24 protein-coding genes and 1 tRNA gene are annotated in these 26200 nt (G+C 69.5%); 2 read left to right on the top strand and 23 right to left on the bottom strand.

Annotation, left to right across the window (positions count from 1 at the left end; genetic code table 11):
• Positions 1 to 3: 3 nt before the first annotated feature.
• The 15 genes from atpA to ACIBN2_RS16825 form a co-directional block, all read right to left on the bottom strand.
• Positions 4 to 1596, bottom strand: a complete 1593-nt coding sequence (gene atpA, locus ACIBN2_RS16895; protein ID WP_128801917.1) for a F0F1 ATP synthase subunit alpha — start codon at positions 1594 to 1596, stop codon at positions 4 to 6.
• Between the two features lie 149 nt (positions 1597 to 1745).
• Positions 1746 to 2561, bottom strand: a complete 816-nt coding sequence (locus tag ACIBN2_RS16890) for a F0F1 ATP synthase subunit delta (protein ID WP_399135152.1) — start codon at positions 2559 to 2561, stop codon at positions 1746 to 1748.
• Positions 2558 to 3106 carry a F0F1 ATP synthase subunit B gene (locus tag ACIBN2_RS16885; RefSeq protein WP_399135151.1) on the bottom strand — a complete coding sequence of 183 codons (549 nt, stop codon included), beginning with the start codon at positions 3104 to 3106 and terminating at the stop codon, positions 2558 to 2560. The genes ACIBN2_RS16890 and ACIBN2_RS16885 overlap by 4 nt, the downstream gene beginning before the upstream one ends.
• 34 nt (positions 3107 to 3140) lie before the next feature.
• Positions 3141 to 3386, bottom strand: a complete 246-nt coding sequence (gene atpE, locus ACIBN2_RS16880) for an ATP synthase F0 subunit C (protein ID WP_232652291.1) — start codon at positions 3384 to 3386, stop codon at positions 3141 to 3143.
• A gap of 87 nt (positions 3387 to 3473) precedes the next feature.
• A complete protein-coding gene (gene atpB / locus ACIBN2_RS16875; RefSeq protein WP_399135150.1) occupies positions 3474 to 4280 on the bottom strand; it encodes a F0F1 ATP synthase subunit A in 807 nt (268 codons plus the stop codon).
• Positions 4281 to 4574: 294 nt separating this feature from the next.
• The gene (locus ACIBN2_RS16870; RefSeq protein WP_393870138.1) at positions 4575 to 5027 is read right to left on the bottom strand and encodes a hypothetical protein; all 453 of its coding nucleotides are present in this window, start codon (positions 5025 to 5027) and stop codon (positions 4575 to 4577) included.
• A gap of 331 nt (positions 5028 to 5358) precedes the next feature.
• Positions 5359 to 6672, bottom strand: coding sequence for an MraY family glycosyltransferase (locus tag ACIBN2_RS16865; RefSeq protein ID WP_399135148.1), 1314 nt, complete (start codon positions 6670 to 6672; stop codon positions 5359 to 5361).
• Between the two features lie 150 nt (positions 6673 to 6822).
• Entirely contained in the window at positions 6823 to 8064 is a 1242-nt protein-coding gene (gene glyA / locus ACIBN2_RS16860; protein WP_399135146.1) for a serine hydroxymethyltransferase, read from the bottom strand.
• A 68-nt stretch (positions 8065 to 8132) separates the two neighbouring features.
• Positions 8133 to 8813, bottom strand: a complete 681-nt coding sequence (locus ACIBN2_RS16855) for a protein-tyrosine-phosphatase (RefSeq protein WP_399135144.1) — start codon at positions 8811 to 8813, stop codon at positions 8133 to 8135.
• A complete protein-coding gene (locus ACIBN2_RS16850) occupies positions 8810 to 9457 on the bottom strand; it encodes an L-threonylcarbamoyladenylate synthase (RefSeq protein ID WP_399135143.1) in 648 nt (215 codons plus the stop codon). The genes ACIBN2_RS16855 and ACIBN2_RS16850 overlap by 4 nt, the downstream gene beginning before the upstream one ends.
• A 52-nt stretch (positions 9458 to 9509) precedes the next feature.
• Positions 9510 to 10355 carry a peptide chain release factor N(5)-glutamine methyltransferase gene (prmC, locus tag ACIBN2_RS16845; RefSeq protein ID WP_399135141.1) on the bottom strand — a complete coding sequence of 282 codons (846 nt, stop codon included), beginning with the start codon at positions 10353 to 10355 and terminating at the stop codon, positions 9510 to 9512.
• Positions 10356 to 10394: 39 nt separating this feature from the next.
• Positions 10395 to 11471: a peptide chain release factor 1 gene (prfA, locus tag ACIBN2_RS16840; RefSeq protein WP_399135140.1), complete on the bottom strand. Its 1077-nt coding sequence runs from the start codon at positions 11469 to 11471 to the stop codon at positions 10395 to 10397.
• Between the two features lie 107 nt (positions 11472 to 11578).
• Positions 11579 to 11803 carry a 50S ribosomal protein L31 gene (gene rpmE / locus ACIBN2_RS16835; RefSeq protein WP_350835713.1) on the bottom strand — a complete coding sequence of 75 codons (225 nt, stop codon included), beginning with the start codon at positions 11801 to 11803 and terminating at the stop codon, positions 11579 to 11581.
• Positions 11804 to 11963: 160 nt separating this feature from the next.
• Complete coding sequence (locus ACIBN2_RS16830) at positions 11964 to 13103, bottom strand: LCP family protein (RefSeq protein WP_399135138.1); 1140 nt, start codon at positions 13101 to 13103, stop codon at positions 11964 to 11966.
• 203 nt (positions 13104 to 13306) lie between these two features.
• Positions 13307 to 14857: a trypsin-like serine protease gene (locus ACIBN2_RS16825; RefSeq protein ID WP_399135137.1), complete on the bottom strand. Its 1551-nt coding sequence runs from the start codon at positions 14855 to 14857 to the stop codon at positions 13307 to 13309.
• On the opposite strand from ACIBN2_RS16825, the gene ACIBN2_RS16820 reads away from it, so the two are divergent.
• Positions 14841 to 15152, top strand: coding sequence for a hypothetical protein (locus ACIBN2_RS16820; RefSeq protein ID WP_399135136.1), 312 nt, complete (start codon positions 14841 to 14843; stop codon positions 15150 to 15152). The genes ACIBN2_RS16825 and ACIBN2_RS16820 overlap by 17 nt on opposite strands.
• A 174-nt stretch (positions 15153 to 15326) precedes the next feature.
• On the opposite strand, the gene rho is transcribed toward ACIBN2_RS16820, so the two are convergent.
• The 7 genes from rho to ACIBN2_RS16785 all read right to left on the bottom strand — a co-directional run bounded on the left by rho (position 15327) and on the right by ACIBN2_RS16785 (position 24593).
• Positions 15327 to 17372 carry a transcription termination factor Rho gene (gene rho / locus ACIBN2_RS16815; RefSeq protein WP_399135134.1) on the bottom strand — a complete coding sequence of 682 codons (2046 nt, stop codon included), beginning with the start codon at positions 17370 to 17372 and terminating at the stop codon, positions 15327 to 15329.
• Between the two features lie 414 nt (positions 17373 to 17786).
• Complete coding sequence (thrB, locus tag ACIBN2_RS16810; protein WP_399135133.1) at positions 17787 to 18704, bottom strand: homoserine kinase; 918 nt, start codon at positions 18702 to 18704, stop codon at positions 17787 to 17789.
• 249 nt (positions 18705 to 18953) lie between these two features.
• Positions 18954 to 20012, bottom strand: a complete 1059-nt coding sequence (thrC, locus tag ACIBN2_RS16805) for a threonine synthase (protein ID WP_399135132.1) — start codon at positions 20010 to 20012, stop codon at positions 18954 to 18956.
• A gap of 6 nt (positions 20013 to 20018) precedes the next feature.
• Complete coding sequence (locus ACIBN2_RS16800; RefSeq protein ID WP_399135272.1) at positions 20019 to 21317, bottom strand: homoserine dehydrogenase; 1299 nt, start codon at positions 21315 to 21317, stop codon at positions 20019 to 20021.
• Between the two features lie 162 nt (positions 21318 to 21479).
• The gene (gene lysA, locus ACIBN2_RS16795) at positions 21480 to 22871 is read right to left on the bottom strand and encodes a diaminopimelate decarboxylase (RefSeq protein ID WP_399135131.1); all 1392 of its coding nucleotides are present in this window, start codon (positions 22869 to 22871) and stop codon (positions 21480 to 21482) included.
• A 41-nt stretch (positions 22872 to 22912) separates the two neighbouring features.
• Positions 22913 to 23926, bottom strand: coding sequence for an ArgS-related anticodon-binding protein NrtL (gene nrtL, locus ACIBN2_RS16790; protein WP_399135130.1), 1014 nt, complete (start codon positions 23924 to 23926; stop codon positions 22913 to 22915).
• A 214-nt stretch (positions 23927 to 24140) separates the two neighbouring features.
• Positions 24141 to 24593, bottom strand: coding sequence for a response regulator (locus ACIBN2_RS16785; protein WP_399135270.1), 453 nt, complete (start codon positions 24591 to 24593; stop codon positions 24141 to 24143).
• Between the two features lie 588 nt (positions 24594 to 25181).
• On the opposite strand from ACIBN2_RS16785, the gene ACIBN2_RS16780 reads away from it, so the two are divergent.
• A tRNA-Arg gene (locus ACIBN2_RS16780) sits at positions 25182 to 25253 on the top strand.
• 239 nt (positions 25254 to 25492) lie between these two features.
• On the opposite strand, the gene ACIBN2_RS16775 is transcribed toward ACIBN2_RS16780, so the two are convergent.
• Entirely contained in the window at positions 25493 to 26095 is a 603-nt protein-coding gene (locus tag ACIBN2_RS16775) for a hypothetical protein (RefSeq protein WP_399135129.1), read from the bottom strand.
• Between the last annotated feature and the right edge of the window lie 105 nt (positions 26096 to 26200).

Raw genomic sequence — 26200 nt, 5'->3', positions numbered from 1 at the left:
ACGTCACTTGGCGGCAGCGGCCGGAGCGTCCTCGCCGAGCAGCTTGCCGTCGGCGGTCTCGAACTGCTTCTTGAACTCCGCGACCGCGTCGGCCATGGCCTGCAGGGTGTCGTCCGACATCTTGCCGCCCTCCTTGATGGAGGTCATCAGGCCCTGCTCCTTGCGGTGCAGGTACTCGAGGAGCTCCTTCTCGAAGCGGCGGATGTCGCCGACCGGGACGTCGTCCATCTTGCCGGTGGTGCCGGCCCAGATGGAGATGACCTGGTCCTCCGTGGCCATCGGCTGGTACTGCGGCTGCTTGAGCAGCTCGACCATGCGCTGACCGCGCTCCAGCTGGGCCTTCGACGCGGCGTCCAGGTCGGAACCGAAGGCGGCGAACGCCTCCAGCTCGCGGAACTGGGCGAGGTCGACACGGAGCCGGCCGGAGACCTGGCGGATCGCCTTGTGCTGGGCGGAGCCACCGACACGGGAGACCGAGATACCGACGTTCAGGGCCGGGCGCTGGCCGGCGTTGAACAGGTCGGACTCCAGGAAGCACTGGCCGTCGGTGATGGAGATGACGTTGGTCGGGATGAACGCCGACACGTCGTTGGCCTTGGTCTCGACGATCGGCAGACCGGTCATCGAGCCCGCACCCATCTCGTCGGAGAGCTTCGCGCAGCGCTCCAGCAGGCGGGAGTGCAGGTAGAAGACGTCACCGGGGTAGGCCTCGCGGCCCGGCGGACGGCGCAGCAGCAGGGACACGGCGCGGTAGGCGTCGGCCTGCTTCGACAGGTCGTCGAAGATGATGAGGACGTGCTTGCCCTCGTACATCCACTGCTGACCGATGGCCGAACCGGTGTACGGCGCAAGGTACTTGAAGCCGGCCGGGTCGGACGCCGGGGCGGCGACGATGGTCGTGTACTCCAGGGCGCCGGCCTCTTCGAGGGAGCCACGCACGGAGGCGATCGTGGAACCCTTCTGACCGATGGCGACGTAGATACAGCGGACCTGCTTCGACGGGTCGCCGGTACGCCAGTTGTCGCGCTGGTTGATGATCGTGTCGACAGCCAGGGCGGTCTTGCCGGTCTGACGGTCACCGATGATCAGCTGACGCTGGCCACGGCCGATCGGGGTCATCGCGTCGACGGCCTTGTAGCCCGTCTCCATCGGCTCGTGCACCGACTTGCGCTGCATGACCGTGGGGGCCTGCAGCTCAAGGGCACGACGACCGCTGGTCTCGATCTCGCCGAGACCGTCGATCGGGTTGCCGAGCGGGTCGACGACGCGGCCGAGGTAACCCTCGCCCACGGCGACGGAGAGCACCTCACCGGTGCGCTGCACCGGCTGGCCCTCCTCGATGCCGCTGAACTCGCCGAGGACGACCGCACCGATCTCGCGCTCTTCCAGGTTCAGCGCGAGGCCGAGGGTGCCGTCCTCGAACTTCAGCAGTTCGTTGGCCATGGCCGAGGGCAGGCCCTCGACCTTCGCGATGCCGTCACCGGCAAGGGTGACCGTACCGACCTCCTCGCGCGAGGCCGCGTCCGGCTTGTACGACTGGACGAAGTTCTCCAGCGCGTCCCGGATCTCCTCCGGCCGGATCGTGAGCTCCGCCATCTGGGTTCCCTGCTCTCCTTGTTGGGCCCGAAGTCTTTGGGGGTCTGGGGCTGTTTCCCTCAGCGGCTGTGCCGCGGGCCCCCAGCAATCTTCTGCAATTTCTGCACGACCCAACCGGGCCGCTGTTCTTCTTGTTGGCCGGGTGGCCGTCAGCCGGCCAACCGCCGGGACGCCTCCGCGAGGCGCTCCGAGATCGTGCCGTCGATGACTTCCTCACCGACCCGTACGGAGATCCCGCCGAGGACCGTGGGGTCCACGTCCAGGTTCAGATGCATCTGGCGTCCGTACAGCTTCGCCAGCGCAGCGCCGAGACGCTGCTTCTGTCCCTCCGTGAGCGGCACCGCCGAGGTGACGACGGCCACCGCCCTGTCCCTGCGTGCCGCGGCGAGCCGGGACAGGGCCTCGAGGCCCGCCTCCAGGCTACGTCCCCGCGGCCGTGTCACAAGGCGCACGACCAGCCGCTCGGTCACCGGGTTGGCCCGGCCGCCGAGCAGGCTGTGCAGCAGCGCGCTCTTCGCCTCGATCGAGGCCGCCCGGTCGGTCAGTGCGGCGCGCAGTGCGGCGCTGGACTGGACGATCCGGCCGAACCGGAACACCTCGTCCTCGACGTCGTCGAGCGTGTTCGCCTGCTGAGCCGCCGTCAGGTCGGCGGTGGCCGCAAGCTCCTCCACCGAGTCGACGAGGTCACGCGAACGCGACCAGCGCGCGCGGACCATCCCGGTGACCAGGTCGAGGGCCGGGCCGTCGACGCGTCCGGTCAGCAGCCGTCGCGCGAGTTCGGCCCTTGCCTCACCGGACTGCACCGGGTCGGTCAGGACCCGACGCAGGGCGACCTCGCGGTCGAGGAAGTCGGTGACGGCGGCCAGCTGCTCGGCGAGCTGCCCGGCGTCGACCGACGAGGAGTCGGTCAGCGCCTCGAGACGCTCTCGCGCGGCTGCGTGCGCTTCGCGGCTCGCTCCGTTCATGGCGTGGCCTCGGCCTTCGCCGCGCTCTCCTCGAGCCCGTCGAGGAAGCGGTCGACCGTACGGCTCTGGCGGGCGTGGTCCTCGAGGGACTCACCGACCAGCTTGCCGGCCAGCTCGGTGGCGAGCCTGCCCACGTCCTGACGGAGCGCCGCGACCACGGCCTTGCGGTCCGCCTCGATCTGGGCGTGACCGGCGGCGACGATCTCCTCGCGCTGCCGCTGACCTTCCGCCCTCATCTCCTGGATGATCGTGGCGCCCTGCTCGGTCGCCTCCTGGCGCAGGCGTGCGGCCTCGTGCCTGGCTTCGGCGAGCTGAGCCCGGTACTGCTCAAGGATCTGCGTGGCTTCGGCCTGGGCCTCCGCCGCGCGCTCCAGGCCGCCCTCGATCGCGTCGTGCCGCTCTTCCAGGGTCTTCTGGATGTTGGGCAGGAGCTTCTTGCCGAGGACGCCGAAGACGATGAAGAAGCAGATCAGGCCGACGATCAATTCCGCTGTGTCGGGAATGAGAGGATTCTCAGCCCCCGCCTCAGCCAGGAAGGCCATCATGTCTGAACCTTTCGTCGAGAGTGGCTACTGGTCGTCAGCTGCTGAAGACGAAGGGAACGACCAGGCCGAGCAGCGCCAGCACCTCACAGAGCGCGAAGCCGAGGAACATGTTGGTACGGATGATCGGCATGGCCTCGGGCTGACGGGCCATGGCCTCGATGGAGTGACCGAAGACCAGACCGATGCCGACGCCGGGGCCGATGGCGGCGAGACCGTAGGCGATCGCGCCCATACGACCCGCGACGGTGGAGGCAGCAAGGTTAACGAGCTCGGCAGACATTTCCCTGTCTTCCTTTTGTGATGTGTGCGATGCGGTCCGCCGGGAGGGCTTCCCGGCGGCGGTGATGCGGGAGGGGTGCAGTGCGGGTCAGTGACCCTCTTCGAGCGCTCCCTGGATGTAGATCGAGGCGAGGAGCGTGAAGATGTACGCCTGAAGGAACTGGATCAGTACCTCCAGGGTGGTCATGGCGAGCGCCAGCAGGAACGAGCCACCGGCGACGGCCGACATGATCGACGGAGTGAGCAGGTACCAGGTCGCCACGCTGAACATCACGATCAGCATGTGGCCGGCGAACATGTTGGCCCACAGCCGCACCGCGAGGGTGAACGGGCGCAGGATCACGTTCGAGAAGAACTCCAGCAGGACGATCAGCGGAATGAGGGGCTTCGGCAGACCGTCGAGCCAGACCAGGTTCTTGACGCCGCCCCTGAACCCGTGCGTCTTGAACGTGAGGAACATGTACGTGACGTACACCAGCGCCGCGAGTCCGACCGGGTACGCGAAGCGCGAGGTCGCCGGGAACTGCGCCACCGGGATGATGGACATCACGTTCATGATCCACACGAAGAAGAAGATCGACGTGAGGAAGGGGACGTACTTGCTGCCCTTCTTGCCGATCACTTCGAGGGCGATGCTGCGCGCGACGAAGTTGTAACCGATCTCGCCGACCAGCTGCAGCTTCCCGGGGACCAGCTTCGGCTTGCGGAACGCGGCAGCGAAGAAGCCGATCACGACCAGCATGCAGATGATCGTCAGGAGCATCGGCTTCGTGAAGTCGAAGCCGCCGACGCTGAAGATCGGCTTGAAGTTGAACGAGTGAAGGCCCGGCGCGGGAAAGGCACAGTCAGCATTGATGTGGCAGCCGCTTTCAGCGAGCAGCATGTGGGCACTCACCCGTGACTCCTTCGTCGTGACGCATAAGTAACGGCAACCTTGTGTGTCAGCGCGGCTGGTGAGGCCGCTGATCGGCACTGGGGACGTGGTGGTGTGACGGTGCCGCCGCAGTCCGTGGGGCGCATCCGCCGAGGGCCCGGCCGCTCGGATTCCGTGCTGTGATCACAGCTCCCGGTCCGAGTACGCCAGCGACCGTGGAGGCGATGTCCTGCCCCGCTCGAGAAGCGGAAGGAACCCCCACCGGAAGCGCTTCCGGACGATAGCAGATAGGCATGTATCGCCTTTACGTGCCCCCTACGCCGCATCACGGGACTCCGCCTTGACCGGGTCCGCCTCCTTGGCAGGCACGGACGGCACGGGGTCCACGTAGAGCATGCGGCTGGTGAGACTCTGCTTCACCTGGCCACCGACCCACGCGAGAGCGGTGGCCAGCAGGCTGAGACCGAAGGCCCGGCCGTTGAACAACGTGGTGTCGCTGAAGGCGATGACGAAAATGCCGATGAGCAGCATCTGCACGGTGTAGACGAGCAGCCCGGCGGTCATCGCCACCTGCGGCTTGTCCTGCGTGAGGCGCATCAGCGCGGCGGAGCCGAGTCCGAAGAAGCCGGCGACCACCGCGAGGGCCACCAGCCCGCCGACCAGACCCTTCTCACCGGCGACGACCGCGCTGACAACGGTGGCGACGATTCCCACGGGGGCGGCGATGATCGCTGCTCCCCGGAGGATCCGGACGTCGTTTGGCTGCATGCGGACGGCTCCAACGGAAGTGGGGGTCGAGACGTGGTGACCGGGTGTCATCGATCGGTGACCCGGTGCAGTGCAGAGGTTAACGCGAGGAGGTGTGGGCGCTTCGGGCCAAAGGACCGTTCCGCCAGGGCCTTTCGGCGCTTCACTCAACTGGTAGTGAACGCTATCACAAACTATTTGATGCGGTCTTTACCTACTTGGTGTGCCCGCTGTCACACATGAGAGTGACAGCGCGCGTCTGTGCAAAATCAGGGCTGCTTTGTCTGATATTGGGGCACTTTACTCCCCCACGACTTGGCAATGCTCTAGTCAGATTCTTACCTTGCGGAAGTCAGCGGGAGGTACCGGCGTTCCGTCGGTCCACCAGGGGCTGACGGGCACTCACAGCCGTCGCTCCGTTGACTCCCGCCACACCGGCGACGACCGGGGCGCGCTCCTCCTCGGCCGCGTCCTCCGCGGGCGCGGGTTCGGTGACCGCGCCGCGGCGGTAGCGCGGCGGGACGAGGTGCTCGGCCCAGCTCGGGGTGCGCGGGGTGAAGCGCGGCAGCAGGAGCAGGGCGAGGCCCACCGCGCTGAGGATCACGATGCCCAGGACGATCCACATGGACGCCGAGTTGACCGAGTAGGCGAGCGCGCCGAACGCGATGAGCGCCGACCAGAAGTACATGATCAGCACCGCCCGGCTGTGCGAGTGGCCGATCTCCAGGAGCCGGTGGTGCAGATGCCCGCGGTCGGCGGCGAACGGCGACTGGCCGCGCCAGGTGCGCCGCACGATGGCGAGGACCAGGTCCGCGGTCGGCACCGCGATGATCGTCAGCGGCAGCAGCAGCGGGATGTAGACGGGCACCGTCTGGTGCACGGCCGCCTTCTCGGACCCGACGAACAGCTTCAACGCGTCCGGGTCGACCTGGCCCGTGATGGAGATCGCACCCGCGGCCAGCACCAGGCCGATCAGCATCGAACCGGAGTCGCCCATGAAGATCCGCGCGGGATGCATGTTGTGCGGCAGGAAGCCGATGCACATGCCCATGAGGATCGCCGAGAACAGCGTGGCCGGTGCGGCCGCCTCGATGCCGTACGAGTACCAGATCCGGTAGGCGTACAGGAAGAACGCCGCGGCCGCGATGCAGACCATGCCGGAGGCCAGGCCGTCGAGGCCGTCGACGAAGTTGACCGCGTTGATGGTGATGACGACGAGCGCCACCGTCAGCAGGGTGCCCTGCCACTGGGTGAGCGCCACGCTGCCGACGCCCGGGATGGGCAGCCACAGGATCGTCAGACCTTGCATGACCATGACGCCGGCGGCGATCATCTGGCCGCCGAGCTTGATCAGGGCGTCGATCTCGAACTTGTCGTCCAGGACGCCGATCAGCCAGATGAGCGCCGCTCCGGAGAGCAGCGCCCGCGGCTCGTTCGACTTCTCGAAGACCTCACTGAGGTTGGTCAGATGGTCGGCGACCAGCAGGCCCGCGCACAGGCCGAAGAACATGGCGATACCGCCGAGGCGCGGAGTCGGTTCCCGGTGCACGTCACGGGCCCGGATCTCCGGCATGGCTCCGGCCACGATCGCGAATTTCCGTACCGGGCCTGTCAGCAGGTACGTCACCGCGGCCGTGATGCAGAGCGTCAGCAGGTATTCACGCACAGGCTTCCCCACAGGTCTCGCTGGCCATCTCAGCCCCACACCCTAGCGACGGACGCATATGAGTGAGGACTTCCGGGTAGCGACGATGGTTGCACGCGTGCCTGTGCACGCAGGCTGCACCCAGGTTTACCGGAGTGCGAGTACCCCCGCTCAACCGGGGTACGGCTGAAATCTACCGGTCAGCCCGCGCACCTCGTCACGCGCCTTCGTGCTGTCGGTCTCGCCGCGCAGCACCTCCGCGAGCAGGGCGGCGATCCGGTCCATCTCCTCCTCCCCCATGCCCTGGGTGGTGAGCGCGGCCGTGCCGAGCCGCAGGCCGCGGGCGTCGCCGTGCGGCAGTGCGCAGCAGTCGAGCACCATTCCGGCCGCGGCGAGCCGGCCGCGGGCGGTGCGTCCGTCGGTGCCGAGCGGTACCGGGTCGGCGGTGATCAGGTGTGTGTCGGTGCCGCCGGTGGTGACGACCAGGCCCTCCTTGGCCAGCCGGGCCGCGAGCACCCTCGCATTGGCGACCACCTGATGGGTGTACGCGGCGAAGGCCGGTGTTGCCGCCTCGCCGAAGGCGACGGCCTTCGCGGCGATGGAGTGCATCTGCGCGCCGCCCTGCGTGAAGGGGAACACGGCGCGGTCGACCCGCTCCGCGAGTTCGGCGCCGCACAGGATCATTCCGCCACGCGGGCCGCGCAGGACCTTGTGCGTGGTGGCGCAGACGACGTCGGCGTACGGCACCGGGCTGGGCGCCGCTCCCCCGGCGACGAGCCCGATGGGGTGCGCCGCATCCGCGATCAGATAGGCGCCCACCTCGTCGGCGACCTCGCGGAAGAGGGCGTAGTCGATGTGCCGCGGGTAGGCGATGGAACCGCACACGATCGCCTTCGGCCGGTGCGAGAGGGCGAGCGTGCGCACCTGGTCGTAGTCGATGAGCCCGGTCTCGGCGTCCACCCCGTATCCGACGAAGTCGAACCAGCGGCCGGAGAAGTTGGCGGGCGAGCCGTGCGTGAGGTGACCGCCGTAGGGCAGGCCGAGGGCGAGGACGGTGTCGCCGGGGCGCAGCAGGGCGGCGTACGCGGCGAGGACGGCCGAAGAGCCCGAGTGGGACTGCACGTTGGCGTGCTCGGCGCCGAAGAGGGCCTTCGCCCGTTCCACAGCCACGCGTTCGGCCACGTCGACGATCTCGCAGCCGCCGTGGTGCCGGGCGCCCGGATAGCCCTCGGCGTACTTGTTGGACAGGGCCGAGCCGAGCGCGGCCAGGACGGCCGGCGAGGTGAAGTTCTCCGCGGCCACGAGCTGGAGCGTCGTCGACTGCCGGTCGAGCTCCCCGAGCAGGATCTCGGCCAGCTCGGGATCCTGCTGCCGCAGGACGTCGGCGGTCTGAGGGGCATGGGTGACCGGCATGGTGGACTCCGGGCGTCGACGATGACGTACGACCAATGTAGGCCCGGTCCCCCTGGGCTGCGCGGTGCTTACCTCCTCGCGGGCAGGCCCGTCAGCGCCGTCACCACCGGATCCAGTGCCTGGTGTATCTCGTCGCCGATCGAGCGGAAGAACGTCAGCGGCGCGCCGTAGGGGTCGTACACCTCGTCCGCCTCGGCCGTCGGGGCCAGGAGCCACCCGCGTAGAGCGGCCGCCGCGCGGACCAGGGCCCGGGCACGGACGACCACGCCGTCCTCCAGCGGGGGCAGGGTCGCGGGGTCGATCGCCCGGACCAGGCGGGTGAACTCCTTCAGGGTGAACGTGCGCAGGCCTGCCGAATGGCCCATGGAGATGACCTGGCCGCGGTGGTCGCGGGTCGCCGTCAGGACGAGGTCGGCCATGATGACGTGCTCGTCGAGCAGTTCGCGGCCGGTGAAGCCGGAGGCGTCCGCGCCGAAGTCGGCGAGGACCCGCTCCGCGTTGGCCTCCATGGGCGCGCCCTCGTGGCCCCAGGTGCCCGCGCTCTCCACGATCAGCGCGCCGCCCAGGACGCCGAGGCGCTGCGTCACGAGATGCCGGGTCAGCCGCTCGGTGATGGGCGAGCGGCACACGTTGCCGGTGCTGACGTGGAGGATGCGGAAGCAGTCGCGTGGAAGCCCGACAAACGTTGTCGTGATCTCCGTCGCCCGTTCCCCGTTGCCTATGCCACGCCCCGCGTCAGGGGCTGTCAATTGGCCACCTCGAGGTCGGGTACGACCTTGCGCAGCTCCTCCGGCGACAGTGCGCCCTCACGCAGCAGCACCGGCACGCGGCCGGTGACGTCCACGATGGAGGACGGGATGTTGCCGGGCGTCGGGCCGCCGTCGAGGTAGACGGAGACGGAGTCGCCGAGCATCTCCTGCGCGGCGTCACAGGTCTCCGGCGACGGGTGCCCGGTGATGTTGGCGGAGGAGACGGCCATGGGGCCGACCTCGGTCAGCAGTTCGATGGCGACCGGGTGCAGCGGCATGCGCACGGCGACCGTGCCCCGGGTCTCGCCCAGGTCCCACTGGAGCGACGGCTGGTGCCTGGCGACGAGGGTGAGCGCGCCCGGCCAGAAGGCGTCGACGAGCTCCCAGGCCATCTCGGAGAAGTCCGTGACGAGACCGTGGAGCGTGTTCGGGGAGCCGATCAGCACCGGAGAGGGCATGTTGCGGCCCCGGCCCTTGGCCTCCAGCAGGTCGCCGACGGCCTCCGAGGAGAACGCGTCCGCACCGATGCCGTACACCGTGTCGGTCGGGAGGACCACGAGCTCGCCACGGCGGACGGCGGACGCGGCTTCACGCAGACCGGTCGTGCGGTCGGTCGCGTCATTGGTGTCGTATCGCCGAGCCATGTCTAGCGGGCCTCCTCGTACACGTACGTCCGGGAAAAGGTGTGGGGGGCGGTCACGGCAGCGCCTTGCGGGCGGTCGCGAACCGCGGACGGTTGTTGAGGTCCGGGTGGTCGGCCGCGTCGGCCCAGCCCCGCTCCTCGGTGAAGATCCACGGCACCTGGCCGCCCTGGGTGTCGGCGTGCTCGATGACGACGACGCCGCCGGGGCGCAGGAGCCGGTGTGCGGTCCGCTCCAGACCGCGGATGAGTTCGAGGCCGTCCTCGCCCGAGAACAGGGCGAGTTCGGGATCGTAGTCCCGTGCCTCGGGAGCGACGTACTCCCACTCGGTCAGCGGGATGTAGGGCGGGTTGGAGACGACCAGGTCGACCTGGCCGTCGAGGTCGTGGAAGGCCTCGAGGGCGTTGCCCTGACGCAGGTCGACCCGGGAGCCGGCCACGTTCTTGCGGGTCCACCGGAGCGCGTCCTCGGACAGCTCCACGGCGTGCACGCGCGAGCGCGGGACCTCCTGGGCCAGGGCGAGCGCGATGGCGCCGGAGCCCGTGCACAGGTCGACGATGCAGGGCTCCACGACATCCATGGCGCGTACGGCGTCTATGGCCCACCCGACCACGGACTCCGTCTCCGGGCGCGGCACGAACACGCCCGGCCCCACCTGGAGTTCGAGGTACCGGAAGTAGGCCCGCCCGGTGATGTGCTGGAGCGGCTCACGCTGCTCGCGCCGGGCGATGACCTCCCAGTAGCGGGCGTCGAAGTCCGAGTTCTTCACGGAGTGCAGCTCGCCCCGCTTCACGCCGTGCACGAACGCGGCGAGCTCCTCCGCGTCGTTGCGCGGCGAGGGCACGCCGGCGTCGGCCAGCCGCTGGGTGGCCTGTGCCACCTCTGCGAGCAGCAGGTTCACGCAAGTCCTCCGTGTCGTACTGGGTCGTGCGTACGGCCTTTACGCGGCGGCCAGTTTCGCCGCCGAGTCCGCGTCGACGCAGGCCTGGATCACCGCGTCGAGGTCGCCGTCCAGGACCTGGTCAAGGTTGTACGCCTTGAAGCCCACGCGGTGGTCCGAAAGGCGATTCTCCGGGAAGTTGTACGTACGGATCTTCTCGGAGCGGTCGACGGTGCGGACCTGGCTGCGGCGGGCGTCGGCGGCCTCCCGCTCCGCCTCCTCCTGCGCCGCTGCGAGCAGCCTGGAGCGCAGGATACGCAGTGCCTGCTCCTTGTTCTGCAGCTGGCTCTTCTCGTTCTGGCAGGAGGCGACCACTCCGGTCGGGATGTGCGTGATGCGCACGGCGGAGTCGGTCGTGTTGACGGACTGGCCGCCGGGTCCGGAGGAGCGGTAGACGTCGATGCGGAGGTCGTTGGGGTTGATCTCCACGTCGACCTCCTCGGCCTCCGGGGTCACCAGGACACCCGCGGCCGACGTGTGGATACGGCCCTGCGACTCGGTCGCCGGCACACGCTGCACACGGTGCACGCCGCCCTCGTACTTCAGGCGCGCCCAGACGCCCTGCCCGGGCTCGGTGGCGCCCTGGCCGCCCTTGGTCTTCACGGCGACCTGGACGTCCTTGTAGCCGCCCAGCTCGGACTCGGTGGCGTCGATGATCTCGGTCTTCCAGCCGACGCGCTCGGCGTAGCGCAGGTACATGCGCAGCAGGTCGCCGGCGAACAGCGCCGACTCGTCGCCGCCCGCGCCCGCCTTGATCTCGAGGATCACGTCCTTGTCGTCGCTGGGGTCGCGAGGGACCAGCAGGAGGCGCAGCTTCTCTGTGAGCTCCTCGCGCTGCTTCTCCAGCTCCTTGACCTCGGCGGCGAAGTCCGGGTCGTCCGCGCCGAGTTCACGCGCGGTCTCGACGTCGTCGCCGGTCTGCTTCCAGGAGCGGTAGGTGGCGACGATCGGGGTGAGCTCGGCATAGCGCTTGTTCAGCTTGCGCGCGTTGGCCTGGTCGGCGTGGACCGACGGGTCGGCGAGCTTCGTCTCCAGGTCGGCGTGCTCACCGACGAGATCCTCGACGGCCTCGAACATCTTGGGCTCCTGAAATGCGGAAAGGAATTCGGAAGGCGGACGACCAAAAACGCCGGTCCCGGCGCGCCTGTGGAGGGCGCGGCCGTGGACCGGCGAATGGAAGCCCGCTACTTCTTGGAGCCGGCTCCAGCCTTGCCGAAGCGGGCCTCGAAGCGGGCCACGCGGCCACCGGTGTCGAGGATCTTCTGCTTGCCCGTGTAGAACGGGTGGCACTCGGAGCAGACCTCGGCGCGGATGGTGCCGCTGGAGATCGTGCTGCGGGTGGTGAACGACGCGCCACAGGTGCAGCTGACCTGCGTCTCGACGTACTCGGGGTGGATGTCGCGCTTCAAGGTGTCTCCTAGTTTCGGGAGGGCGCCGGGTCGCATCCGCGGGATACGGAGGCGTGAACCGGGGCCGACGTACCAGTCTGCCAGGACTGGCGCCATCCCCCAAAACCGGGGGCTCGCCTGTTCTATTCCGGGCAGGTCTCGGGCAGGCTCGCCGTGCCGCTCAGCCGGCGCTGACGACGCCCTTCGCGTCACCCGTGGCCGTCCCGGCGGTCGCCGACTTCGGGATCGCCCGGTCGTTCCTCAGGGCCGTCCAGACCTGCTCGGCCTTGTTCTTCTCCACGACGACACGGTTCCGGTTGGCCGGGTCGTACTGCACCGGCATGGTGACCATGGTCATCTTCGAGGAGCCGATGCCCTTGAGGCCGCCCGCGAACGACATCAGGGAGTTCACCGACCCCAGGTGGGAGTCGGCGGTCACGGCCTTGGTGGCGGTGTCGGCGAGGTCGTAGAGCTTCTTCGGGTTGGTGAAGACGCCGAGGTGCTTGACCCGGTCGACCAGCGCCTTGACGAAGGCCTGCTGGAGCTGGATGCGGCCGAGGTCGGAGCCGTCGCCGACGCCGTGCCGGGTGCGGACCAGGCCGAGGGCCTGCTCACCGTCGAGGGTGTGCGCGCCCGCCTTGAGGGCGAGGTGGCTCTCGCGGTCGTCGATGGCCTTGGTCGTGGTGATCGGGACGCCGCCGAGCTCGTCGATGAGCTTCTGGAAGCCCTTGAAGTCGACCTCGAGGTAGTGGTCCATGCGGATGTCCGTGATGGACTCGACGGTCTTCACCGCGCACGCCGCACCGCCCGTGGAATAGGCGGAGTTGAACATCACGCCCTGGGCTGCGGGATGGGTGCCGCCGTGGGTGTCGGTGCACTCGGGGCGGTCGATGATGGTGTCCCGCGGGACGGAGACCACGCTGGCGCGCTTGTGGCCCTTGTACACGTGCACGATCATCGCGGTGTCGGAGCGGGCGCTGCCGTCGTCCGCGCCGCCGCCGAGCTTCTTGTTGCCGCCGGCGCGGGAGTCCGAGCCGAGCACGAGGATGTTCTCGGAGCCGTTGTCGACCTTGGTCGGCCGGGACGTGCCGAGGGCCGAGTCGATGTCGACGCTCTTGATGTTGCCGTTGAGCTTGAAGTACAGGTACCCGGCTCCGGTGCCACCCAGCACGACGATCCCCGCGGCGGTCCAGGCCGTGATCAGAAGGCCCTTGTGGCGCCTGCTGCGGGGCTTACGGCGGCGGCCCTTGGCGCTGTTGCGCGGGCCGCTGGTACCGGAATCGCCCGGTATGCCGGGATCCGGCGTGCTCTCGGCGGTCATGTGCTCCTCGTTCTCGTCCGGTCGGTTACCCCCTGATTCCAGGGACAGGCCTGTCGATACGGGTCGTACCGCACCATCGTCGCTCCATCCGGTCAGACGGAGAAACCCGAGAAAGGGTTGCACGACGCACTGTGCCCACACGGTGGACGTCTGGACACAGTGCGTCACATACGTTTACAGGCGTAACGCGCTCACCTGCGGTTTCAGCCGAAGAGGTCGTACGACTGGAAACCGGTGCCGACCGAGACTCTTGTGGCAAAGATCTCGCTTGTGGCCTTACCGGTGCCCTTGTACAGATACAGCGTGCCGCCGGGCGTACGGGCCAGGAAGTCGGCCTTGCCGTCCCCGCTGACGTCGCCGATCGCGTCGAAGGCGTTGTAGCCGGTCCAGGCGCTGCGCACCTTGATGCGGGCCGAGAAGGCACCCGTGCCCGACTTGCCGGTGCCCTTGTACAGGTACAGGTCGCCGGTGCTCTTGTTGCGGGCGAGCAGGTCGGCCTTGCCGTCGCCGGTGAAGTCCCCCTTGCCGCGCAGGGAGTTGTACTGGTTCCAGCCCGTGCCGACCTTCACGCGGGTGGCGAAGGTGCCGTTGCCCTTGCCCGGGTAGATCCACAGGGCGCCGGCCGAGTCGACCGAGAGGACGTCGGGCAGGTAGTCGCCGGTGACGTCGCCCGGGGTGACGATGCGGGTGCGCGTCGTCCAGCCGCTGAACATCTTGGTCCTGGACCACGAGCCGGTCGAGGGCACGTAGTGCAGCCAGTAGACGTCGCCGGTGGAGCTCTGGCGGAGCACGAGGTCCTGGTAGCCGTCCCGGTTCAGGTCGCTCTGCAGGACGAGGTTGAAGCCGTCGAACTGGCCCAGGGACACGCGCGCGGCGAACGAGCTGCCCGTGGAGTCCTTCTCGAACGCCTCCTTGGTGGAGGAGCTGCGCACGAACAGGTCGGCCTTGCCGTCGGTGTAGCTGAGGTTGGCGTCGTCGACGTTCGCATAGGCGGCGCCCACGTACGTGCTGACCTTGGAGAAGACGCTGTAGAAGCCCTTCTTCACGCAGTCCGTCACGCCCCACGAGACGACGCCGACGATGCGGTTGTTCACGACGAGCGGGCCGCCGGAGTCGCCGTTGCAGGCCGCCTTCGTGCCGCTGTCGCTGCCGCTCTGCGTTCCGGCGCAGATCATGTGGCCCTTGACGTACTCGCTGCCGTAGACGCCGGAGCAGGTGGTGTCGGCGTGGATGGTCAGCGTGGCCGACTTCAGCGTCTCGGAGATGTCCTGGCTGGTGGAGCTGGTGCGTCCCCAGCCGTAGAGCTTGGCGCTGGTGCCGCCCGCGTAGGAGGCGGTGTCGCCGGACGTCGTCATCCGGATCGGCGTGGCCTTGACCGGGGCGGTGAGGGTGAGGACGCCGATGTCGTTGTTGATCGTCGTCGGGCTGTACGACGGGTGGGTCCACTGCCTGAGCGGCAGCGAGACGGTGCCGCCGTGCAGGTCGGTGTTGCCGGAGCTGTCGGTGGTGGGCAGCTGCGAGGTGCCGGTCAGGACGGCGCCGTACGCCTTCCAGTTGTAGCTCTTGCCGGACTCGTCCTTGGTGCAGTGCGCCGCGGTGAGGACCTTCGTCGGCGAGACGACCGTGCCGCCGCAGAAGAACCCGATGTCGTCGCTCTCGTCGGTGGTGCCCCGGTCGTCGTAGTACCAGAGCTGCGCCATCCAGGGCGCCGACGTGATGGCGGTGTCGGTGCCGCCGATGACGTACGGGCTCACGGTCGAACCGGTGGAACTGGTGGAACTGGTCGAATCAGTCGAGCCGGTCGAACCGGTCGTGCTCGCGCTGAAGGACGACTTCGGCGTCGCCTTCCCCGCGGTGCCGTCGGTGGCGAGCGCACCGGCGATGCGCCGCTTCAGCTCGGCGGTCGGAACGGAGCTGGTCGCGGGCTTGGTCTTCGGCGTCGGCACGGTGGTCGCGGCGTTCGCCGACGAGCTCAGCAGCGCGGCGGCGACGGCCGCGGCGACACCGGCGGCGGCGACGGGCAGGGCGAGCCGTATCCGGCGTCTGTGACGGCCGGATCCGGACAGGGGTGTGGACAAGAGTGTTCCCCCCAGGGCACATGTGACAGGAGGGGCGCGCGAGTGCGCCCTTCCCTATCAGCGCCGAAAGGCCTCCCTCCGTCACCGAAGTGAACGGGGGGAGGCCTTTCTTGGGAGACTCTTGGAACTGACTGGAGACTGCGCCTCAGTCGCCGTTGCCGGGCGTCGGCGTCGTCTTCTGAATCTGCATCAGGAACTCGGCGTTCGACTTCGTCTGCTTCATCTTGTCGAGGAGCAGTTCGACCGCCTGCTGCTGGTCGAGGGCGTGCAGCACCCGGCGCAGCTTCCAGACGATGGCGAGCTCGTCGGGGGCGAGCAGGATCTCTTCCTTACGGGTGCCGGACGCGTCCACGTCCACCGCCGGGAAGATGCGCTTGTCGGCGAGCTTGCGGTCGAGCTTGAGCTCGGCGTTGCCGGTGCCCTTGAACTCCTCGAAGATGACCTCGTCCATGCGGGACCCGGTGTCCACCAGGGCGGTGGCGAGGATGGTCAGCGAGCCGCCGTCCTCGATGTTGCGGGCCGCACCGAAGAAGCGCTTCGGCGGGTACAGGGCGGTCGAGTCGACACCACCGGACAGGATGCGGCCGGAGGCCGGGGCGGCGAGGTTGTACGCACGGCCCAGACGGGTGATCGAGTCGAGCAGCACGACGACGTCGTGGCCCAGCTCCACCAGGCGCTTGGCGCGCTCGATGGCGAGCTCGGCGACCGTGGTGTGGTCCTCGGCCGGGCGGTCGAAGGTCGAGGAGATGACCTCGCCCTTGACCGACCGCTGCATGTCGGTGACCTCTTCCGGACGCTCGTCGACCAGGACGACCATCAGGTGGCACTCGGGGTTGTTGTGCGTGATCGCGTTGGCGATCGCCTGCATGATCATGGTCTTGCCGGTCTTCGGCGGGGCCACGATCAGACCGCGCTGGCCCTTGCCGATGGGCGACACGAGGTCGATGATGCGGGTCGTCAGCACGCCCGGGTCGGTCTCCAGACGGAGCCGGTCCTGCGGGTACAGCGGCGTCAGCTTGTTGAACTCCGGGCGCCCACGGCCGTGTTCGGGCGCCATGCCGTTGACGGAGTCGAGGCGGACCAGCGCGTTGAACTTCTCGCGCCGCTCGCCCTCCTTGGGCTGCCGGACCGCACCGGTGACGTGGTCACCCTTGCGCAGGCCGTTCTTGCGGACCTGGGCGAGCGAGACGTACACGTCGTTCGGGCCCGGCAGGTAGCCGGAGGTCCGGATGAACGCGTAGTTGTCGAGGATGTCCAGGATGCCCGCGACCGGGATCAGGACGTCGTCCTCGGTGATCTGCGGCTCGCCGGCGGCCATGTCGTCACGGCCACGACGGCCACGGCGGTCGCGGTAGCGGCCGCGACGGCCACGGCGGCCGCCCTCGAAGTCGTCGTCGTCCTGCGGGCCGTTGTCGCGCTGCTGTCGGTCCTGACGGCCGCCGCCCTGCTGCTGGTTCTGCTGGCCGCGCTGGCCGCCCTGGCCCTGCTGGTCGTCGCCCTTGCCACGGCGGTCGCCACGGTCCCCGCGGTCGCCACGGTCCCGGCCGCGGTCGCGGTCACGGCGGTCACGGCGGCCACGGCCGTCGCCGTCACCGGCGTCGCCCTTGGCGTCGTTCTGTCCCTGGCCCTTGGGCTCGTTCTGCGCGGCGGGCGTCTCGGCCTTCGGCTCGTTCTTCGCCTCGGCGGCGACCGTCTCGGGGCTGCCCGCCTCGGCGGTGGCGCGACGGCGGCGGCGCTCCGCGGGAGCGTCCTCTCCGCCCCGCTCGGCATCGCGCGAGGGGCCGCCGGCCGGCTGGCCGGGAATCTCGATCTGCTGCTGGGCGACGGCCTTCTCGGCCGGCGCGGCCGCCTTCTTCTCCGCGGCGGCCTCATCGCCCGTGCGGGACCTGGAGGTGGCGCGGCGCTTGGGCTTGGTCTCGGCGGCGGCCTCGGCATTGGCCGGAGCGGCGGCACCTCCCCCGGCCTGCGCCTCCTTGATGACCTCGATCAGCTGGCTCTTGCGCATGCGCGCCGTGCCCCTGATGCCGAGGCCGGATGCGACCTGCTGCAGCTCGGCCAGCACCATGCCGTCGAGGCCGGTACCGCGGCGTCGCCTGGAGCCTGCACCGGTGGCAGGCGCGGCGGCGTCCGTGGCGGGCGCGGCAGCAGTCTCCTCGACTCGTGCGCCCATCAGATCGGTGGTGTCGCTCACGAAGGGTCCTTCCCTGGAGCGGACGTCGGCCTGTCTGGCTCGGCGACCGGTTGTGCTTCCGGCTTCGGCCCTTGCTGTCTGGACCGCGCCGGGGCGGTGGTCCGCCAAAAATGGCGGAGGCAATATCTTGGGATGGCGCTTCCCGGAGCCGTGACCGTGGCACCCAGTGTCGGTGTCACGTGGCTCGGTCGCACCGATTCCGGAGCGTGCCCGGCAAGTCGCTCAGTGCTCGCGTACGAGGTACTGCCCGCATACGTCGTACGGAACACAGTGCGGCTTGGGAGGCTCCCGGAAGAATGTCTGTCCCGAACTGGGACACGAAGCACCTCGCCATGGTGGGGTCGGGTGCAGACTTGAGATTAACACTACCGGATCCAACAAACATTCCCCCTCTCGAAATCCGGCAACCGTGTGTCAGGTCGCGAGCGGCAGCACGCTCGCCCCCTCCGCGTCGAGCTCGAGCCGGTTCGCGGCCCAGCCCTCACCTGCCACATCGGCCACCTTGTCCGCGCTGTCCGCGTCGGCCAGCGCGAGCACGGTGGGTCCCGCGCCGGAGATCACAGCCGGGACCCCGTCGGCCCGCAGCCGCTCCACCAGTGCGGCGCTCTCCGGCATGGCGGGCGCGCGGTACTCCTGGTGGAGACGGTCCTCGGTGGCGGGCAGCAGCAGCTCGGGGCGCCGGGTGAGGGCCTCGACGAGCAGGGCCGCACGGCCCGCGTTGGTGGCGGCGTCGACGTGCGGCACGGTGCGCGGCAGCAGGCCGCGCGCGGTCTCGGTGAGGACCGGCTTTCCGGGCACGAAAACCACCGGAACGATGGAATCGGCGACGTCCATCCTGATCGCACGCGCGGCACCCGCCTCCATCCAGGAGAGGGTGAAACCGCCGAGCAGACAGGCCGCCACGTTGTCGGGATGCCCCTCGATCTCGGTGGCGAGCTCGAGCAGGGCCGTGTCGTCGAGCTTCGACTCCCCGCCTATGGTCACGGCGCGCGCGGCGACGATGCCCGCGCAGATGGCGGCCGAGGAGGAGCCGAGGCCGCGGCCGTGCGGAATGCGGTTGGCGCACACGATCTCCAGGCCGCGCGGCTGCCCGCCGAGCAGGTCGAAGGCGGTGCGCAGGGACCGTACGAGCAGGTGCTTCTCATCACGCGGCAGCGTCTCGCTGCCCTCGCCCGCGATGTCGATGTGCAACCCCGTGTCGGCCACCCGGACGACCACGTCGTCGTAGAGCCCGAGCGAGAGCCCCAGGGCGTCGAAACCCGGGCCGAGGTTGGCGCTGGTGGCGGGGACACGCACCCTTACGGCTGCGGCGCGGAATGCAGGACCGGCCATCTCTCGATGACTCTCCTTAGAGCTGCGTGATGGTCGAAGACGTTCGATACGACATCGGATACGTACGGGGAGACCCTCGGACCGCTGAGGCGGCGCGGCACCGTCCACATGCTCCATGTGCGGAGGCATATGCGGCGGGCGGGTTCAGCACAGCGTACCGAAGGAAGCTTCCGTGGCGACATAGGGCGCACAGGAGGCGCACGATGCGTGCCGTAAGCCCCCTGTGCACCCCTTGGCGGGAGTTCCCGCTCAGGCCAGACCGAGGCGCTCGGCGGCGGCCACGGCGTCGACCGGGACGGTGACCGGCTGCGGGGCGCCGGCGACGGCCCAGTCGGGGTCCTTCAGGCCGTTTCCGGTCACCGTGCACACGATGCGCTGCCCCGGGTCGACCTTGCCCTGCTCGGCGGCCTTCAGCAGGCCGGCGACGGACGCGGCGGACGCGGGCTCGACGAAGACACCCTCCTGGGCGGCCAACAGCCGGTAGGCGCGCAGGATCTCACGGTCCGTCACCTCGTCGATGAAGCCGCCGGACTCGTCCCGCGCGGCCAGTGCGAACTGCCAGGAGGCGGGGTTGCCGATGCGGATCGCGGTGGCGATGGTCGACGGGTCCTTGACGATCTCGCCGCGCACGATCGGGGCGCTGCCGGACGCCTGGAAGCCCCACATCCGGGGCGTGCGCGTGGCCACGCCGTCGACGGCGTACTCCTTGTAGCCCTTCCAGTAGGCCGTGATGTTGCCCGCGTTGCCGACCGGGAGGACGTGGATGTCGGGCGCGTCGCCGAGCATGTCGACGATCTCGAAGGCGGCCGTCTTCTGGCCCTCGATGCGCACCGGGTTGACCGAATTCACCAGCGCCACAGGGTAGTTCTCGCTCAGCGCGCGGGCGAGGGTGAGGCAGTCGTCGAAGTTGCCGTCCACCTGGAGGATCTTGGCGCCGTGCACCAGCGCCTGGCCCATCTTGCCGAGCGCGATCTTGCCCTGCGGGACGAGAACGGCCGAAACCATGCCGGCCCGCACGGCGTACGCGGCGGCGCTCGCCGAGGTGTTGCCCGTGGAGGCGCAGATGACGGCCTTCGCGCCCTCCTCCTTGGCCTTGGAGATGGCCATGGTCATGCCGCGGTCCTTGAAGGACCCGGTGGGGTTCGCGCCCTCCACCTTGAGGTGGACCTCGCAGCCCGTGCGCTCGGAGAGCACCTGCGCGGGCACGAGGGGCGTGCCGCCCTCGCGGAGCGTCACGACCGGAGTGGTGTCGGAGACGGGCAGTCTGTCCCGGTACTCCTCGATGATTCCGCGCCACTGGTGGGTCATTGCTGCTTACTCTCCTTCAACCCGCATGATGCTGGCGACACCCCGCACGGTGTCGAGCTTGCGCAGCGCCTCGACCGTCCCGCTCAGGGACGCGTCGGACGCGCGGTGGGTGACGACGACGAGGGAGGCGTCGCCGTCCCCGTCCTGCCGTCCTTGCTGCCGCACCGTATCGATGGACACTCCGTGCTCGGAGAACACGGTGGCGACCTGGGCGAGAACGCCCGGTTTGTCGGCGACGTCAAGACTGATGTGGAATCGCGTCACGACGTCGCCCATGCCCGACACGGGTAGCGCGGCGTACGCCGACTCGCCGGGCCCCGTCGCCCCGCTCAGCCGGTTGCGGCAGACGGCGACGAGGTCGCCGAGCACGGCGGAGGCGGTGGGAGCACCGCCGGCACCGGGGCCGTAGAACATGAGCTGCCCGGAGGCGTCGGACTCCACGAACACCGCGTTGTAGGCGCCGCGCACGGAGGCGAGCGGGTGGCTCAGCGGAATCATCGCGGGATGCACGCGCGCGGTGACGGACCGGCCGTCCCCGGCCCGCTCGCAGATGGCGAGCAGCTTGATGGTGCAGCCCATCTCCGTCGCCGAGCGGAAGTCGGCGGCGGTGACCTCGGTCATGCCCTCGCGGTAGACGTCGTCGAGGCGCACCCGCGAGTGGAAGGCGATGCCGGCCAGGATCGCGGCCTTGGCGGCGGCGTCGAAGCCCTCGACGTCGGCGGTCGGGTCGGCCTCGGCGTATCCCAGGGCGGTCGCCTCGTCGAGGGCCTCCTGGTAGCCGGCCCCCGTCGAGTCCATCTTGTCGAGGATGAAGTTGGTGGTGCCGTTGACGATCCCGAGCACGCGGTTGACCTTGTCGCCCGCGAGGGACTCGCGCAGCGGACGGATCAGCGGGATGGCTCCGGCGACGGCGGCCTCGTAGTAGAGGTCCTTGCCGTGCTCCTCCGCGGCGGCGTGCAGGGCCGCGCCGTCCTGCGCGAGCAGCGCCTTGTTCGCGGAGACGACGGAGGCGCCGTGCTCGAAGGCGGTGGTGATGAGGGAGCGGGCGGGCTCGATGCCGCCGATGACCTCGACCACGACGTCGATGTCGCCGCGTTTGACGAGGGCGGTGGCGTCGGTGGTGACGAGGGAGGCGTCGATGCCCTCGCGCACCTTGGACGGCCGCCGCACGGCCACGCCCGCGAGCTCCACGGGCGCGCCGATCCGGGCGGCGAGGTCGTCGGCGTGCGTCGTCATGATGCGCGCCACCTCTGAGCCGACGACCCCACAGCCCAGCAGCGCCACCTTCAGCGGACGCGTACGCATCATCCGACCTCGTTTCCTCATACCAGCTACGGTTGCACCAGTCTCACTCACCGGACGGGAGTTTCTATCCCATGTCCGGATCGTGAGACATCGATTTCATTTGTACGGGGGTGGCGGACAGGAGATCTTCCACCCCTTTCCCTTCTTCTGCCGTTCTCCGGCTCACCCCACGTCGAGGCGCAGCAGGTCCTCCTCCGTCTCGCGGCGGACGATGACGCGGGCCTCGCCGTCGTTCACGGCGACGACGGGCGGCCGGAGCACGTGGTTGTAGTTGCTCGCCATGGAACGGCAGTACGCGCCCGTCGCCGGCACCGCGATGAGGTCACCCGGTGCCAGGTCGGCGGGCAGGAACGCGTCCTTCACCACGATGTCCCCGCTCTCGCAGTGCTTGCCGACGACCCGGGCGAGCATCGGCTCGGCGTCGGAGATGCGCGAGAGCAGGGCGACGCTGTACTCGGCGTCGTAGAGCGCGGTGCGGATGTTGTCCGACATGCCGCCGTCGACGGAGACGTACGTCCGCAGGCCGTCCAGGGGCTTGATGGTGCCGACCTCGTAGAGCGTGAAGGCGGTCGGACCGACGATGGCGCGACCCGGCTCGACGGAGATCCGCGGGGTTTGCAGCCTGGCGGCCTCGCACTCACGGGTGACGATCTCGGTCAGCGCCTTGGCGATCTCGTGCGGCTCGCGGGGGTCGTCGTCGCTGGTGTAGGCGATGCCCAGGCCGCCGCCCAGGTCGATCTCGGGCAGCTCGACCCCGTGCTCGTCCCGGATGTCCTTGAGCAGTCCGACGACGCGGTGCGCGGCGACCTCGAAGCCGGACATGTCGAAGATCTGCGAGCCGATGTGGCTGTGGATCCCGATCAGTTCGAGCCCGTCGAGCCGCAGCGCCCGCCGCACGGCCTCGGCGGCCTGTCCCCCGGCGAGCGGGATGCCGAACTTCTGGTCCTCGTGGGCGGTGGCGATGAACTCGTGCGTGTGCGCCTCGACCCCGACCGTGATCCGGATCTGCACCCGCTGCCGCTTGCCGAGCTCCTGCGCGATGTGCGCGACGCGGACGATCTCCTGGAAGGAGTCGAGGACGATACGGCCGACGCCCTCGGCGACCGCGCGCCGGATCTCCTCGACGGACTTGTTGTTGCCGTGGAATGCGATGCGCTCGGCGGGCATGCCGGCGGAGAGCGCGGTGGCGAGCTCGCCACCGGAGCAGACGTCGAGGTTGAGCCCCTCCTCGTGCAGCCACCGCACGACGGCGCGGGAGAGGAATGCCTTGCCGGCGTAGAAGACGTCGGCGTCGGACCCGAAGGCACTGCGCCAGGCCCGCGCCCGGGCCCGGAAGTCGGCCTCGTCGAGGATGTAGGCCGGGGTGCCGTGGCGCTCGGCGAGCGTCTTGACGTCGACGCCGCCGACGGTGGCCACGCCGTCCTCGCCGCGGGTGACCGTGTGGGCCCAGACCTTCGGGTCGAGCACGTTGAGGTCGGTGGGCGGTGCGGAGTAGTGGCCCTCGGGGAGGACGTCGGCGTGACGGGGCCCGGCGGGGTGTGCGGAACGGCTCATGTTCTCGGGTGGCTTTCTGTGTGCGTCACAGGTTCACAAGTTCACAGGTGATCGGGTGCGTCGATGCCGAGCAGGGACAGGCCGCCGGCCAGCACCGCCCCGGCGGCTTCGGCGAGCGCGAGCCGGGCACGGTGGGCGGCCGAGGGTTTCTCGTCCCCGCGCGGAAGCACGGCGGGCAGTACGGCGAGAACGGCATCGGCGACGTCGACGAGGTGCCGGGCCAGGCTGTCGGGCGTGCGGTGTGCTGCCGCACGGGCCAGGACGCGGGGGTGGTCGGCGAGGGTGCCGGCGAGGCGGGAGAGGAGGACGACGCATGGGGCGACGCATGCCTGCGGCTGGTCTCCCTGTACGTCTCCGGGCTCGGGGGTGAAGCCCAGATCGGCGGCATTGCGGCTGAGGGCCCGGGTGCGGGCGTGGGCGTAACGGACGCGGAAGAGAGGGTTGCTCTCGCGCTGGACCAGGTGATCGGCGGTGATACGGGGCCGGTCGTGGGCGGCGGGGTGCAGCAGCGCCCAGCGGGCGGCGTCGGGGCCGAGCAGGGCGGGGTCGTCGGGGGCCGGGACGGGCCGGAGGTTCACCGGCTCGCGATGGCCGACCTCGACGCGCCCCCCTTGCGAGCCGACGATCCGCACCAGCGCGTCCGCGACGACCTCGGCGCGGACGTCGTACGGGATACGCAGCTCCACGACCTGCCCGGCGAGGGAGTCGCCGTGGCCGTAGGCCGGTCCGGCGTCGAGGATCTCGCGGATCAGGGCGGCCGCGGAGGCCGCCGCCCCATCGAGGCTGATGTTGATGAACCCCGGCCCGGTGACCACGACGTCGGCGACACCGTCCGTCCCTGCGAGATGCCGCCGCAGGATCTCGGCGACACGCAGAGGCGGCTGCCCGGCCGGCCGTGCGAGCTGGAGGGCGATGCTGGTGGCGTAGTCACCACACCCTCCGGGACCCGGCGGCCCGACGACGGCCCGTTGCGGCACGGCCACACTCAGCTCCCCCCCGTCGACAGCACGACGCACCGCGCGCAGCACGGTGCGGGACAGCTCGACGGGGGTCACGGGACAAGCGTATGGGAGGAGGGGGGTGGGTATGCGAGCCGGTTTGGGGAGGGTCCGGGATGTGGACTGGGGATCTGTCTGGGCGGGGTCTAGCTGGAGGGGGGCTACGTGGACGCGGTCTGCCTGAAGGCGGGCTACGTGGACGGGGTCTGCCTGGAGGGGGTCTAGCTGGACGGAAATCCAACCGAGGGATCTCTCGGAGTTGCCGCGGGCGTCAGCCGCCGGCGCCGCGCCCGGCCCGCTCGGCCTCCCCGACGCCGAGCACGCTCCCGACCTCGGACTGACCGCTCTCTCCCCTGCTCCCGCCGCTGCACCGCCGCTCGATCAACTGCCGTACGAGACGCACGAGTTCGGCAGGTTCGAAGGGCTTGGCGAGGAAGGCGTCGACACCCACGTCCAGCCCGGCGTCGACCTCGTAGGAAGTGCAGGCACTGACGATCGCCAGGGGAAGATCACGGGTCCGGGGGTCGCTACGCAGCCGGGCGGCGGTACGAAGCCCGTCAAGCCGGGGCATCACGACATCGAGCGTCACCACGTCGGGACGCACCTGATGCACGACATCCAGACACTCGGCACCGTCAGCCGCGGTCACCACCTCGAAACCCTCCAGCTCGAGATTGACCCTGATCAGCTGCCGGATGACCTTGTTGTCGTCCACAACAAGCACCCGACCCGACGCGCCTGGCACAACTCGAGAGTAGGTCGGGACCGGCCACCGCGTCCGGCTTTTCCCTGTTTCTGGCTCGGGCGGGGGACGGGGGTGGGGGTTGGTTGGCGGTGGGGGGCTGGTTGGGGGTGGGTGAGGGTTGGTTGCGGCGGGGGTGAGGCGGGCTTGTGGGGTATGCGGGGCGCGACTGCGTGCGTGTGTTCGGGGCGGGGGTACGGGAGGGGCGGCAGTGGGCCGGTGTTCTGGGGCGATCGTGGGCCGGTGTCAGAGCGGCGAGCGCGGGGTTCACGGTTGAGGGGCGGCCGGGAATCGGCGGTTCCGGGGATCAGCGGTTGATGGGCGGCTCGAGGGTTAGGTCGATCATGGCTTGACGGTCAAAGGGTGCGGCGCTGCTGACGCCCCGGGGGTGACGGAGGGTGTGCCGCACCGGGCGGCGTCGAAAGGGCGACGACGGACCGCACGGGTGGCACAACCGGGGCGCGGCAACGAGGTGCTGGCACTGCTCGCACCGCGGAAAACCCGTTCATGAACACCCCGGATCAGCTGGTAGGGTTCTACCCGTCGCCGCGCACACAGCGCAGCAGACACGCCCCCGTAGCTCAGGGGATAGAGCAACGGCCTCCGGAGCCGTGTGCGCAGGTTCGAATCCTGCCGGGGGCACCCTGTATGAGGTGCCCAAGACCCCGTCACCAGCGGAGACGCTGAGGCCGGGGTCTTTGCGTATCTGCAGCCGTGTGCAGCCGTATGCCGCTCTGAGCGGCCCTATGTCGGGCCCTGTGGACTATTTGTGGACAGGATCTTGAGGCATCGCAGCAGGTCAGCCCTCGGAAAAGGCCAACCCTCGTGGGCCATGGACCGGGTCGACGCCTAGGAGTCCACAGCCGCGCCTCAAAAGGCCATCAGGCGGACGGTTCAACCGCGACGCCACTACAGGAGGACTGGGGTGGAGCCGCTGCCGCGTGTGGAGTGAGAGCGATGACCCCGGCACCCTCAACACGCGTGTCCGCCGTCAGCTTGAACGGGCTGACGCCCAGAACCGCAGCGATCTCGGGAGCGAGGTGGAACGCGGCCCACTTCCATTCGTCCTCGTCCTCATCTGATTCCGTCGCCTCGTCCCATACCGCCGGCAAGCCAAGTCGCTCGCGGTGAGCCCGTTCGAGAGGCAGGGGCTCTCCCAGCGTCAGGTGGGCGTCCTCGGCTTCACCGGTCTCGCAGTAGCGCCGCAGCACGATGCCGTCCTGAGCCACGAGCCAGGCCGAACCATCGCCCTGCGACCCGTAGTAGTACGCCTGGGCCTGCCCGTAGCGGACGCTCAGGTCCTGACACAACCGCAGCACATCATCACTGCGCTGAGCGTCACACGGGTCGCACCACGGGCCGATGACCAAGGTCCACCCGTCGAGTTCCGGGCTGACGTACACGCGCGACATGCCATCCGGATTGCTCTCGGACTCTCCATGGCCGTCATCATCGATGATCTCCTCGGCCTCGGCGAACGTCACGGGACGAGACTGGGCAAGCCCCATCGTCTCCATGACCCCCGCTTGGTCGCCCGTGGGTACGACCATCCAGTACAGCCAGCATGTGGCCAGGACTCTTGGCAGATC

This window comes from Streptomyces sp. NPDC050534 (assembly GCF_044457745.1).
Classification (GTDB): Bacteria; Actinomycetota; Actinomycetes; order Streptomycetales; family Streptomycetaceae; genus Streptomyces.
Note: the sequence above shows the minus strand (reverse complement) of the source record. Positions and strands in the feature narration are given on the sequence as shown.

Bases quoted from the DNA above. Each gene is read 5' to 3' on its own strand.
- atpA (WP_128801917.1), bottom strand. From the start codon at position 1,596: ATGGCGGAGCTCACGATCCGGCCGGAGGAGATCCGGGACGCGCTGGAG.
- ACIBN2_RS16890 (WP_399135152.1), bottom strand. From the start codon at position 2,561: ATGAACGGAGCGAGCCGCGAAGCGCACGCAGCCGCGCGAGAGCGTCTC.
- ACIBN2_RS16885 (WP_399135151.1), bottom strand. From the start codon at position 3,106: ATGATGGCCTTCCTGGCTGAGGCGGGGGCTGAGAATCCTCTCATTCCC.
- atpE (WP_232652291.1), bottom strand. From the start codon at position 3,386: ATGTCTGCCGAGCTCGTTAACCTTGCTGCCTCCACCGTCGCGGGTCGT.
- ACIBN2_RS16870 (WP_393870138.1), bottom strand. From the start codon at position 5,027: ATGCAGCCAAACGACGTCCGGATCCTCCGGGGAGCAGCGATCATCGCC.
- glyA (WP_399135146.1), bottom strand. From the start codon at position 8,064: ATGCCGGTCACCCATGCCCCTCAGACCGCCGACGTCCTGCGGCAGCAG.
- ACIBN2_RS16850 (WP_399135143.1), bottom strand. From the start codon at position 9,457: ATGGCTCGGCGATACGACACCAATGACGCGACCGACCGCACGACCGGT.
- prfA (WP_399135140.1), bottom strand. From the start codon at position 11,471: ATGTTCGAGGCCGTCGAGGATCTCGTCGGTGAGCACGCCGACCTGGAG.
- ACIBN2_RS16830 (WP_399135138.1), bottom strand. From the start codon at position 13,103: ATGACCGCCGAGAGCACGCCGGATCCCGGCATACCGGGCGATTCCGGT.
- ACIBN2_RS16820 (WP_399135136.1), top strand. From the start codon at position 14,841: ATGACGTACGGGCTCACGGTCGAACCGGTGGAACTGGTGGAACTGGTC.
- thrB (WP_399135133.1), bottom strand. From the start codon at position 18,704: ATGGCCGGTCCTGCATTCCGCGCCGCAGCCGTAAGGGTGCGTGTCCCC.
- thrC (WP_399135132.1), bottom strand. From the start codon at position 20,012: ATGACCCACCAGTGGCGCGGAATCATCGAGGAGTACCGGGACAGACTG.
- ACIBN2_RS16800 (WP_399135272.1), bottom strand. From the start codon at position 21,317: ATGCGTACGCGTCCGCTGAAGGTGGCGCTGCTGGGCTGTGGGGTCGTC.
- lysA (WP_399135131.1), bottom strand. From the start codon at position 22,871: ATGAGCCGTTCCGCACACCCCGCCGGGCCCCGTCACGCCGACGTCCTC.